Genomic DNA, 13,366 nt, shown 5'->3' with positions numbered 1-13,366 from the left:
TATAATGATCAGGAGCGTGATATGCGTTGGTATATTGTCCAAGCGTTTTCAGGATATGAAAAGCAAGTACAGCGTTCATTAACTGATCGTATTAATCGTAGTGACTTCGCTGAATCATTCGGTGACGTATTGGTTCCTACTGAAGAAGTCGTCGAAATGAAAGACGGCAAAAAGCGTAAGAGTGAGCGTAAGTTCTTTCCAGGTTATGTATTGATCCAGATGGAAATGAACGATAATACTTGGCACATCGTTAAAGAGTGCCCACGTATTATGGGTTTCATCGGTGGCACACCTGAAACACCAGCGCCAATTACGCAAGTAGAAGCGGATCGTATTTTAAACCGTTTGAATCAGACTGAAACTGACCCACGTCCTAAGACTCTATTTGAGCCGGGCGAAGAGCTGTTGGTTATCGATGGTCCATTTACTGACTTTAAAGGGTTGGTAGAAAAAGTGGATTACGAGAAGTCTAAACTACATTTAACGGTAAACGTATTTAATCGACCGACTCAGGTCGAGCTTGAATTTAGTAAAGTTGAAAAGCTAGACTAAATCAGCAAAAAAGTTCATCAACCGGGGAGCTGTTAGTCAATAAGGTTTATACCACATTGATTTGGCGCTATTACCCATTTAGGAGAAAATCATGGCTAAGAAGATTGATGGTTACATCAAACTACAAGTCCCTGCAGGCAAAGCAAATCCTTCACCACCGATTGGTCCAGCATTGGGTCAAAAAGGCGTGAACATAATGGCGTTCTGTAAAGAATTTAACGCTGCGACCTCAAACCAAGAGCCGGGTCTACCGATTCCTACTGAGATCACTGTATATAGCGATAAGTCTTTTACTTTTATCATGAAGTCACCACCAGCTGCATACTTACTACGTAAGGCTGCTGGTATCGCTAAAGGTTCTGGTACACCAAATACCGCTAAAGTCGGTAAAGTTGACCGTGCACAACTAGAAGACATCGTTAAGACCAAAGATGCAGATTTAACTGCTGCTGATCTTGATGCTGCTGTTCGTACCATCGCTGGTACTGCACGTTCAATGGGTATTACCGTGGAGGGTGTGTAAATGAGCAAGCTAACCAAACGTCAAAAAGAAATTCAAAGCCGTATCGTACATGAAAAGCAGTATACAGTTGAAGAAGCGGTTCAAATCCTAAACGATTTGCCACCTCTTAAATTCAAAGAGTCAATTGATATTGCGATTAACTTGGGTGTTGACCCACGTAAATCTGATCAAGTGGTTCGTGGCGCTACCAACCTACCTGCTGGTACTGGTAAAACCAAACGCGTTGCTGTATTTGCTCAAGGTGCTGCTGCTGAAGCCGCCAAAGAAGCTGGTGCAGATATCGTTGGTTTTGAAGACCTAGCAGAATCGATCAAAGCTGGTAACATGGACTTTGATATCGTTATTGCTGCTCCTGATGCAATGCGTGTTGTTGGTCAACTAGGTACTATCCTAGGTCCACGTGGTCTAATGCCTAACCCTAAAGTCGGTACGGTTACGCCTAACGTTGCTGAAGCGGTTACTAACGCTAAAGCCGGTCAAGCACAGTATCGTGTAGACAAAGCAGGTATCATCCACACGACTATCGGTCAAGTTGGTTTTACTGCTGAGCAAGTAATCCAGAATGCTGAAGCACTGATTGCAGATTTAAGACGTGCTAAGCCTGCTACTTCTAAAGGTACTTTCATTAAGAAAATTACCTTGTCTAGCACGATGGGTCCTGGTCTAAGTATTGATCCAGTTCCATATCGCACAGCAAAATAATTATATATGTGCCTTTATTTGACGATTTTAAATAAAGGCTGCAAAAATATTTTAAAGAATTAGGTCAGCGTAGCAAACGCTATGCTGTCTAAGACCGTAGGTAGAAAGCAGTTTTACGTTTTTATTAATTGTTTTCGGATCATTAGTAATAACAACGAGCTGCTTTTGTTAATCGACGAAAGATGAAAATCTTAGTTGTCCTACGCAGACGGTGACCCACCCAGTTGTTGATAAGAGCCGATAGTTCAATCTATCACTTGATGTCATTCTGATAACGGTGCCGTAATCAGTCGTTATGAGTAAATTTATTTTTAATAAATATGCTGATAACGTGTCGTATCAAGTCAGTCTAAGCGATTCGTTTAATTATTGAATGCCAATGCTTAAAAGCTTAGGTTTAAATGATTAAATATTCAGCTGATTGATAAGATTAAAGGAGTCAACTTATGGCATTAACGCTAGAGCAAAAACAACAAGTTGTGGCTGAAGTGTCTGAAGTTGCTGCTAATGCTTACTCAGCAGTAGCTGCCGAATATCATGGTATTGGTGTTGCAAAGCTTACTAAGCTGCGCGAACAAGCCCGTGAAAAAGGCGTCGTTTTGAAAGTGGTAAAAAACACCCTAGCAAAACGTGCGTTTGAAGGCACTAAGTTTGAGAGCATGTCAGACCGTATGACTGGTCCATTACTTTTGGCTTTCTCTATGGAAGATTTGGGATCTGCTGCTCGAGTTGTTTTCGAGTTCAGTAAAGATCACAAAGCTTTAGAGACCAAATTGGTATCAGTTGGTGGTGTTGTTTATGGTCCAGAAGAGCTAGAGCGCGTATCGAAGCTACCAACTCGCGACGAAGCAATCTCTATCTTGATGGCTACTATGAATGCACCAGTTACCAAGCTTGTTCAAACTATGAACGCTGTTCCTAGTAAGCTTGTTCGCACGGTAGCAGCAATCAAAGACGCAAAAGAAGCGGCATAATTGCTTGTTTTAACGTAACTTTGACATCGCCGATTGCACTTTATTGCCAACACTATTTGAAAATTTGGCAAGCAATCCAAGCGATTTTAAAATCAATTAATTTTTATCAGATAACGGAGAGTTCTCATGGCACTATCTAAAGATGACGTGTTAAACGCAATCGCTGAAATGTCAGTAATGGATATCGTTGAATTAATCAGCGCTATGGAAGAAAAATTCGGCGTAACAGCTGCTGTTGCTGCTGCACCTGCTGCTGCTGGCCCTGCTGCTGCTGCTGCTGAAGAAAAAGACGAGTTTGACGTAGTTCTTGCCAGCTTTGGCGAGAAGAAAGTTGGCGTAATTAAAGCCGTACGTGAAGCTACTGGTCTTGGCTTGAAAGAAGCGAAAGATTTGGTTGAAAGCGCTCCAGCTCCAATCAAAGAAGGCGTTAACAAAGCTGAAGCTGAAGAGTTGAAAAAGAAACTTGAAGAAGCTGGTGCAACTGTTGAACTAAAATAAGCTTCGCTTATCTTAGTGTTGTACAAAAAAAGCTGGTAATGCCTTGCATTGCCAGCTTTTTTTTACTATAATTCGTAGCTTGACCTTTTGTGTCTGCCAACAGTCGTATGCAACATCACGGTGGATACCCATCAAAAGGACAGACGATATACATGCAAGCACACATGCCAGTTTTTGAAATCAGTTAATTTAAGCTAAACGTCCATAGATGTTTGGCATTTTTTTGTGTCTGCATGCTTTCCCATTAACACTATAGTTTATACTGATTCTAAAAGTTATAGTTACCCCGATTATTATTAATTCTGAAAAGCTATTAAGTTTAGGTTGTCCGTTTCGCAGAGTATTACTGTCAGTAGTTAGGCTTATAGACGGTACATATCAGCGACGATATTAGTTTTGATAGAATTGTTGGTTTTGAAAGAGCCGGTTTTTTGAAAGAAAAATGACTAAATACAATCAGTTTTGATAGCAGATAACTTAGAAATACCCTTGAACGAGTCATTTTTTCTTACCTCTATGAGTAAGTTTTGCTTAAAAGCAATATGTTTTAGATGATGTGATATTGAATTTGGTTGTCTGAGTGGTCATATAGACTGACTTAGATACCGATCATAAAATGCAAGTAAGGGTGCTAAGTAAGCACTGATAGCAGAAGTAGTAATTGACAAAAGATATCAACTGAACACGATTACCTGTTTTATATTATCGTTTACGTCGCCAAGTTTGCATCGTATTTATGCACGCTGGCCACGCTTTTAATTTGTTTCCACGTTTACTGTAAGGACTCTCGATGGCATATTCTTATACTGAAAAAAAGCGTATTCGCAAAAGTTTTGCTGAATTGCCCACTGTGATGGACATTCCCTATTTACTGTCTATTCAAGTAGATTCTTATGAGCAATTTTTGCAAGAGCACAAAAAGCCAAAAGCTCGTGAGAATACTGGTTTGCAAGCTGCGTATTCCTCTATTTTCCCAATTGAGAGTCACTCTGGTAACGCAGAGCTACAATTCGTTGAATATTATTTAGGTACGCCTGAATTTGATGAGCGTGAGTGTATCTTACGTGGTTCAACATTTGCCGCGCCTATGCGTGTCAAAATCCGTTTGATCATCAAAGACAAAGACAGCAAAGATAAAGACAGCAAAGCGGCTATCAAAGATATCCGTGAGCAAAGCGTTTACATGGGCGAGATGCCGTTGATGACGGCTAACGGTACTTTTATTATCAATGGTACTGAGCGTGTTATCGTCTCTCAGCTACATCGTTCACCTGGTGTGTTCTTTGACCATGATAAAGGTAAGTCGCATTCAAGTGGTAAAGTGCTTTATAACGCGCGTATCATTCCTTACCGTGGTTCATGGTTAGATTTTGAATTTGATGCCAAAGACTTAGTTTTTGCTCGTATTGACCGTCGTCGTAAGCTATTGGCTTCAATTATTTTACGTGCGCTTGGTCTAACAACGTCTGAAATCTTAGATTTGTTCTTTGATAAAGTAGCCGTTTATAAAGGTGAAGAGCAGTTCGAGATTGATTTGGTTGCTGATCGCTTGCGCGGTGAGATGGCTCAGTTCGATATCGTATCACCAGAAGGTGATGTCATCGTAGAGCAGGGCAAGCGTATTAATGCACGCCGTATTCGTCAGCTTGAAGAAGCAGGTATGACGAAGATTGCGATACCTGATGAATATCTTTATGAGCGTATTTTAGCTGAAGATATCGTGGTGAATGACGAAGTTATCGCTAAAGCGAATACCCTAATTGACCATGAATTATTGGTTAAATTAAGTGCATTTGAAGCCAGCGAGTCTATCAAAGAATTCAGCATTCTATTCACCAATGATATCGATCAAGGCAGTTATATTGCCGATACGCTACGTGCAGATAGCACCTCAAGCCGCGAAGAAGCCTTGATTGAAATTTATAAAGTCATGCGTCCAGGTGAGCCACCAACGGTTGAGACCGCTGAAAAACTATTTGACAGCATGTTCTTCAACGCGGATCGTTATGACTTATCAAATGTCGGTCGTATGAAATTTAACCGTCGTTTAGGGTTAGAGTTTGATAATACTGATGATCCAGACATCCAACGCGCTCGTAGTGTATTGACCAATGCCGATATCGTTAATGTCCTAAAAGAATTGATTGAGATTCGTAATGGTCGCGGCGAAGTCGATGATATCGACCATTTAGGTAACCGCCGTATTCGTTCGGTCGGCGAGATGGCAGAAAACCAATTCCGTGTTGGTCTAGTGCGTGTTGAGCGTGCAGTCAAAGAGCGTTTAAGCTCAGCGGAATCTGATAACTTGTCACCGCAAGATTTGATTAACTCAAAACCTGTTGCTGCTGCGGTCAAAGAATTCTTTGGTTCAAGCCAGTTATCGCAGTTTATGGATCAGAACAACCCATTGTCTGAAGTTACCCATAAACGCCGTGTATCAGCACTAGGACCTGGTGGTCTGACCCGTGAACGTGCAGGCTTTGAAGTACGTGACGTACATGATACCCATTATGGTCGCGTATGTCCGATTGAGACTCCTGAAGGTCCAAACATTGGTCTTATTAACTCATTAGCGACCTTTGCAAAGACCAACAGCTTTGGCTTCTTAGAAACGCCTTATCGCCGTGTGGTTGATGGTAAAGTAACTGATGTCATTGAGTATCTATCAGCAATTGAAGAAGTCGGTACAGTCATTGCACAGGCTGATTCGCCAGTAACCGCAGAAGGCGCGTTATCTGATGAGATGGTCAGTGTGCGTAGCTATGGTGAATTCGTGCGTATGCCGCCAGAAAAAGTGACGCATATGGATGTGTCGCCAAGTCAGGTGGTATCAGTTGCAGCAGGCCTAATTCCTTTCCTAGAGCATGATGATGCTAACCGTGCCTTGATGGGCTCGAACATGCAGCGTCAGGCAGTTCCTACGCTACGTGCTGATAAGCCGTTAGTCGGTACCGGTATGGAGCGTCACGTTGCGCGTGACTCTGGCGTTTGTGTTATTGCTAAGCGTGGCGGTGTGATCGAAGACGTTGATGCCTCACGTGTTGTGGTTCGTGTCAATGAAGATGAGATGATTGCTGGTGAAGCTGGTATTGATATCTACAACCTCGTTAAATACACGCGTTCTAACCAAAATACTTGTATCAACCAACGTATTATCGTCAACCAAGGTGATGCTATTGCTGTAGGTGATATCTTGGCCGATGGTCCGTCAACGGATCTTGGTGAGCTTGCATTGGGTCAGAACATTCGCATCGCATTTATGCCGTGGAATGGTTACAACTTCGAAGATTCAATCTTGCTGTCTGAAAAAGTAGTTAAAGAAGATCGTTTTACTACTATTCATATCCAAGAATTGACTTGTGTGGCACGTGATACCAAGCTTGGAACCGAAGAGATTACTGCGGATATTCCAAACGTTGGTGAAGCTGCTCTATCAAGCCTCGATGAAGCAGGTATCGTTTATATCGGTGCTGAAGTTGACGCTGGTGATATCTTAGTTGGTAAAGTGACGCCAAAAGGTGAAACACAACTGACGCCAGAAGAGAAATTGCTCCGGGCTATCTTTGGTGAAAAAGCGGCTGATGTTAAAGACACGTCGCTACGTGTACCAACATCAAGCAAAGGCACGGTTATTGATGTTCAAGTCTTTACTCGTGACGGCGTTGAAAAAGACGCACGTGCAAGAGCAATTGAAAAATCACAGCTTGATAGCTATCGTAAAGATTTAAAAGAAGAGCTACGTATCTTTGAAGAAGCGGCTCGTGGTCGTATCGGTAACTTGCTTGATGGTCAAAAAGTCAGCGGTGGTTCTGGTCTAAAAGCCGGTACAGTGATGGCATTGGCCGATATGAAAGATATGAGCCTTGAGACTTTGCTTGATATTCAGCCTGTTGAAGAAGAAATTTCTGAGCGTCTCACGCAAATCGCTGAGTATTTGGTTGATAAGCAAAAAGACATCGATGTTAAGTTTGCTGAGAAAAAACGCAAATTAACCGCTGGTGATGACTTACAACATGGCGTACAAAAAATCGTTAAGGTATATCTAGCGGTTAAGCGTCGTATTCAGCCTGGTGATAAAATGGCTGGTCGTCATGGTAACAAAGGTGTGGTATCGCGCATTATGCCAGTTGAAGACATGCCTTATGATGAAAATGGTAATACCGTTGACATCGTCTTGAACCCACTTGGTGTACCATCGCGTATGAACATCGGTCAGGTTCTAGAAACGCATTTGGGTATGGCAGCGAAAGGTTTGGGCGAGAAGATCGATGGTATGCTCAAATCGCAAGCAGCGATCAAAGATTTACGTGACTTCTTAGACAAAATCTATAACCAAGTCGGCGGTGAGCAAGTTGATCTTGATAGCTTGAGTGATGATGACATCATGGCGCTAGCAGATAACTTGCGCGCTGGTGTACCAATGGGCACAGCAGTATTTGACGGCGCAAGAGAAAGCCAAGTTAAAGACCTGCTAGAGCTTGCTGGTATGGACCGTGATGGTCAGCAGACGTTGTATGATGGTCGTACTGGTCAGAAGTTTGACCGTAAAGTAACCGTTGGTTATATGTATATGCTCAAACTTAACCATTTGGTTGATGACAAAATGCATGCGCGTTCAACAGGTTCTTACTCATTAGTGACGCAGCAGCCACTCGGTGGTAAAGCTCAGTTTGGTGGTCAGCGCTTCGGTGAGATGGAAGTCTGGGCACTAGAAGCTTACGGCGCGACTTATACGCTACAAGAGATGCTGACTGTGAAGTCGGATGACGTTGAAGGCCGTACGCGTATGTACAAAAACATCGTTGATGGTGAGCAGTATATGGATCCAGGTATGCCTGAATCGTTTAACGTACTGACCAAAGAAATCAAATCATTGGGTATTAATATTGAGTTAAAACAAACCCATTAAGCACGGCTGATTGAGACTATTGTTAACATGGTCTCAGTTGATTATTATCCTTAGTGGTCAACCTAAAAGCAGTATGCGCATCGCTGCTGCTTTTAGTGATTTGTCTCAACCCTATTCATTGCCTTCATTCATCTTATTTGCGTCAATAATACGCTATCAGATGATTATAAAGATAACGGAGAAGCAACTTGAAAGATTTACTCGATATCATGCAAAGCCCTACCGGCAACGGTAATCAAGAGTTTGATAGCATTCAAATTACTTTAGCCTCACCTGACGTCATCAAGTCATGGTCGCATGGTGAAGTAAAAAAGCCTGAAACTATTAACTATCGTACGTTTAAGCCTGAACGTGATGGTCTATTTTGTGCCAAAATCTTTGGTCCAGTAAAAGACTTTGAATGTTTATGTGGTAAATATAAGCGCCGTAAATTCCAAGGCGTTATCTGTGAAAAATGTGGCGTAGAAGTAACGACTGCGAAAGTACGTCGTGATCGTATGGGTCATATTGACTTAGCCAGCCCAGTGGCACACATTTGGTTCTTAAAATCATTACCAAGCCGTATCGGTCTATTGCTAGACATGACGCTTCGTGATATCGAACGCGTCCTATATTTTGAAAGCTATATTGTTACTGAGCCAGGTTTGACTTCTCTAGAGAAGTATCAACTGCTTGATGATGAAGATTATTATAAAGCGCTTGAAGAGTTTGGCGATGAATTCACCGCTAAAATGGGTGCTGAAGCGGTTCAAGACCTATTGAAAGATATCGATTTAGATCTTGAAATCGATGATTTGCGCGAAGCGATTCCGCAAACTGGTTCTGAAACCAAGCTTAAAAAGATGTCTAAGCGTCTTAAATTATTAGAAGCCTTCCGTGACTCTAATAACAAGCCTGAGTGGATGGTGATGAACATCTTGCCAGTACTACCACCAGATTTGCGTCCGCTAGTACCACTAGAAGGTGGTCGTTTTGCGACTTCAGATCTAAACGATTTGTATCGCCGCGTCATTAACCGTAATAACCGTCTAAAGCGTCTGCTTGAGCTGAGCGCACCTGATATCATCGTACGTAACGAAAAGCGTATGTTGCAAGAATCAGTGGATGCCTTGCTTGATAACGGTCGTCGCGGTCGTGCGATCACTGGTAGTAACAAGCGTCCATTGAAATCTTTGGCTGATATGATCAAAGGTAAGCAAGGTCGTTTCCGTCAAAACTTACTTGGTAAGCGTGTTGACTACTCTGGTCGTTCGGTGATCGTTGTTGGTCCAACGCTACGTCTACATCAGTGTGGTTTACCAAAGAAAATGGCACTTGAATTATTCAAGCCATTTACTTATAACAAATTATTGTCTCATGGTTTAGCCACGACAATTAAAGCTGCCAAAAAGATGGTAGAGCGTGAAGAGCCGCAAGTGTGGGATATGCTGGCCATGGTTATCCGTGAGCATCCAGTACTTCTTAACCGTGCACCAACGCTTCACCGTTTGGGCTTGCAAGCATTTGAGCCAGTACTAATCGAAGGTAAAGCAATCCAATTGCATCCGCTCGTTTGTACCGCGTTTAACGCCGATTTTGATGGTGACCAAATGGCCGTTCACGTGCCATTGACACTAGAAGCACAGCTTGAATCACGTGCGCTAATGATGTCTACCAATAACATCTTGTCGCCTGCGAACGGTGATCCAATCATCGTACCGTCACAGGATGTTGTACTGGGTTTATATTACATCAGTCGCTCGTCTATCAATGCCAAAGGCGAGGGCATGATTTTTGCCACCGTTAATGAAGCATTGCGTGCGATTGGTTCAAACGATTTGCATGTAAACGCTAAGATCAAAGTGCGTGTCACCGAGACGCATATTGATGAAGATGGCAATGAGACTAAAGAAATCAGCTTAAAAGAAACGGTTGCAGGTCGTTTATTGATCTGGAACATCATGCCTAAAGGTATGTCTTTTGATGAATGTAACCAAGAGATGACGAAGAAAAATATTTCTCGTTTGATTAACTCTTGCTACCGTAAAGTTGGCGTTAAAGAAAGTGTCATGTTTGCTGACCAATTGATGTATCTTGGTTTTGCCCAAGCGACGTTGTCAGGCGTGTCTATCGGTATTGATGACATGGTCATTCCACCACTGAAAAAGCAAATCATTGAAGTGGCAGAAGGCGAAGTTCGCGAAATCGAAGATCAATTCGAGCAAGGTTTTGTGACCGCTGGTGAGCGCTATAACAAAGTGGTTGATATCTGGTCACGTACCAATGACAAAGTCGCTAAAGCGATGATGGACAACTTAGCCACTGATAAAATCATGAACGCCAAAGGTAAAGAAGAAGAGCAGAAGTCATTCAACTCTATCTTTATCATGTCAGATTCTGGTGCTCGTGGTAGTGCGGCTCAGATTCGTCAGTTGGCTGGTATGCGTGGTTTGATGGCTAAGCCAGATGGTTCAATTATCGAAACGCCAATTAAAGCAAACTTCCGTGAAGGCTTGACCGTACTTCAGTACTTTATTTCAACGCATGGTGCCCGTAAAGGTCTTGCGGATACGGCACTGAAAACGGCTAACTCAGGTTACTTGACGCGTCGTTTGGTTGATGTGGCACAAGATTTGGTTATTACCAGTGATGACTGTGGTACTGAGCAAGGCTTGCTCATGAAACCACATATTCAAGGTGGTGAAATCATTGAGAAGTTAGGCGAGCTAGTACTAGGTCGTGTGACGGCTCGTGATGTGACTTATAACGATGATGCTGATAAGGTATTGATTCCAGCAGGTACTTTGATCGATGAGCATTGGGTAAACGTGCTTGATAACAATGCGATTGATGATATCTGGGTACGCTCAGTTATTACTTGTAATGTTGAGCATGGTGTTTGTTCACAGTGTTATGGTCGTGATTTGGCTCGTGGTCATAAAGTGAATATCGGCGAATCAGTCGGTGTTATGGCGGCACAGTCTATCGGTGAACCAGGTACTCAGTTAACGATGCGTACATTCCACGTGGGCGGGGCAGCAAGCTCAGCATCAGTGGATAACAGCATCTCAGTTCGTAGTGCTGGTCAAGCGCATTTCGAAAACATGAAAACGGTTCAACATACCGATGGTCACTTAGTCATCGTATCGCGTTCAGCTGAAATCGCCTTGACCGATGAGCTTGGTCGTGAGCGTGAGCGCTATAAAGTGCCTTATGGTTCTAGCGTGCTTGTGAAACACGAAGATCAGGTTGATGCTGGTCAAACCATCGCTAAATGGGATCCGCACACGCATCCTATTATCACAGAATTTGCTGGTACTGCACGCTTCAGTGAGATTACTGATGGCTTAACTGCTACCGTAAAAGTTGATGATGCGACGGGTATGAGCTCATTTGAGATTCTTGCTACTCGTGACCGTTCAAGTTCAGCAAAAGACTTACGTCCTGCGATTATCTTGAACACTGATGAAGGTAAAGAAGTGGTTTACTTCTTACCAGCTGAAACCATCATTCGCGTCAGCGATGGTGAAAAAGTAGCAGCCGGTTCGATTTTGGGTCGTGTACCACAAGCCTCTTCAGGTACTAAAGATATTACCGGTGGTCTACCACGTGTTGCTGACTTGTTCGAAGCACGTCGTCCGAAAGATCACGCCATCATGGCAGAAATGACAGGTGTGGTTAGCTTTGGTAAAGAGACCAAAGGTAAAAACCGCTTCATTATCACCAATGAAGATGGTGAGATTCATGAAGAGCTAATCCCGAAATGGCGTCAAATCAACGTCTTTGAAAACGAAACGGTAGCACGTGGTGAAGTGATCGCTGATGGTCCACAGAACCCGCATGATATCTTACGTTTGAAAGGTCAGACTGCACTTGCTGATTACATCGTTAACGAAGTACAGGACGTTTATCGCTTGCAGGGTGTAAAAATCAACGATAAGCACATCGAAGTGATTATTCGTCAGATGTTGCGCAAAGTTGAAATTACCGATGGCGGCGATTCAAACCACTTTAAAGGCGATCAAGCAGAGTACTCTGATATCAAAGCATTGAATGCGAAGCTGGAAGCGGAAGATAAATTCCCAGTACAGTTCGAGCGTCAATTACTAGGTATCACCAAAGCAAGTCTGGCTACAGAAAGCTTTATTTCAGCAGCATCGTTCCAGGAGACGACCCGTGTACTAACTGCGGCTGCCGTGACTGGTAAAGTGGATGAGCTACGTGGTCTGAAAGAAAACGTGGTCGTTGGTCGCTTGATTCCTGCTGGTACTGGTCTTGCTTATCATAAAGCACGCAAAGAGAAAGCGGAGCAAAAACTGCTAGATAAAGATCTTAAAGCAGGGTTTGACAATGCAGCATTTGATATGTCAGCGAGCACGGATAGTAAAGACTTTGCAAGCTTTGATGAAGCCTTTGCACAAGAGCTTAATCAGGATAATTAATAGTATTAAGCGTCTTTGATTTATTGTTAATGTGATAAAAAGCCAGCCTAAATTGCTGGCTTTTTTGTGTGTGCAATAAAGTGAGAAATGCATGGTACTGTTATCTAAAAAAATAGTACACTGGAAAATATGCCCTAATTTACACTTCATATAAGGATAAGTCGCAAATGGCAGGTAAAACCCGTGTTGCCAAATATCAAGCAGATCGAACCAATCAAAAACTGTATTTCTGTCGTCTATCTTGCCAAGCGGCGGGAAGTACCGATGATAAGCAGCTATACCAAGCCCATTGTGAAACTGCTATTTTTCATCTATACGGTGCCTTTCTCGCATTTACCCAAGAGCTAGGTTATTTTTATAGTTTAAACATGAGCGCACCAACATTGTCAGATATTGAACAAGCATTGAGCGAGCGTACCCAAGTATCGCCTGAGATTCAGCGGTTACAGCAGTTACAGCAGCAGGGTTTTTTGGCCAATATAGAGCGTGCGTATCAGCGTTGTCTATACGCCGTGCCACCAGATACTATTGTAGATCAAACACCAAGCAATACTGCCTCACCTGATCTTATTGTTAACGTTGTGACCTTGTCAAATCAATGGCTGCCAGATGAGACGACAATACGAGAATGGCGTCAGCAGTTCTTAGAGCTGATTGAGCAACTACGTGCTGGTATGGTTGAGTTCTAAAAATAGTTATTAAAAATTTATCTCACTTTTATCACCATTTTTAAAATGAAGACGTGTCCTAGTTGACTGATGACTGTCCTTTAATAGAGTGGTATTGA

8 protein-coding genes are annotated in these 13,366 nt (G+C 42.7%); all 8 read left to right on the top strand.

All coding sequences use genetic code 11. From position 1 onward, the window contains the following. Positions 1-21: 21 nt before the first annotated feature. Entirely contained in the window at positions 22-552 is a 531-nt protein-coding gene (nusG, locus tag JMY05_RS09485) for a transcription termination/antitermination protein NusG (protein WP_045443893.1), read from the top strand. A gap of 91 nt (positions 553-643) precedes the next feature. Continuing rightward, a complete protein-coding gene (gene rplK, locus JMY05_RS09480; protein WP_010201717.1) occupies positions 644-1,075 on the top strand; it encodes a 50S ribosomal protein L11 in 432 nt (143 codons plus the stop codon). After that, positions 1,076-1,777 carry a 50S ribosomal protein L1 gene (rplA, locus tag JMY05_RS09475; RefSeq protein WP_045443901.1) on the top strand — a complete coding sequence of 234 codons (702 nt, stop codon included), beginning with the start codon at positions 1,076-1,078 and terminating at the stop codon, positions 1,775-1,777. 446 nt (positions 1,778-2,223) lie between these two features. Continuing rightward, entirely contained in the window at positions 2,224-2,751 is a 528-nt protein-coding gene (gene rplJ / locus JMY05_RS09470; protein WP_045443904.1) for a 50S ribosomal protein L10, read from the top strand. 126 nt (positions 2,752-2,877) lie between these two features. Then, positions 2,878-3,249 (top strand): 50S ribosomal protein L7/L12, encoded by a 372-nt coding sequence (gene rplL, locus JMY05_RS09465; RefSeq protein ID WP_011514491.1) that lies wholly within the window; start codon positions 2,878-2,880, stop codon positions 3,247-3,249. A gap of 790 nt (positions 3,250-4,039) precedes the next feature. Beyond that, positions 4,040-8,158 carry a DNA-directed RNA polymerase subunit beta gene (rpoB, locus tag JMY05_RS09460; RefSeq protein ID WP_087814768.1) on the top strand — a complete coding sequence of 1,373 codons (4,119 nt, stop codon included), beginning with the start codon at positions 4,040-4,042 and terminating at the stop codon, positions 8,156-8,158. Positions 8,159-8,346: 188 nt separating this feature from the next. Next, positions 8,347-12,579: a DNA-directed RNA polymerase subunit beta' gene (gene rpoC, locus JMY05_RS09455; RefSeq protein WP_201614912.1), complete on the top strand. Its 4,233-nt coding sequence runs from the start codon at positions 8,347-8,349 to the stop codon at positions 12,577-12,579. Positions 12,580-12,746: 167 nt separating this feature from the next. Further along, complete coding sequence (locus JMY05_RS09450; protein WP_045443911.1) at positions 12,747-13,268, top strand: DUF6586 family protein; 522 nt, start codon at positions 12,747-12,749, stop codon at positions 13,266-13,268. The last annotated feature ends 98 nt before the right edge of the window (positions 13,269-13,366 follow it).

The organism is Psychrobacter sp. JCM 18902 (genome assembly GCF_904846615.1).
Classification (GTDB): Bacteria; Pseudomonadota; Gammaproteobacteria; order Pseudomonadales; family Moraxellaceae; genus Psychrobacter.
The sequence above is the reverse complement of the archived record's forward strand: the minus strand, read 5'-3'. Positions and strand labels throughout refer to the sequence as shown.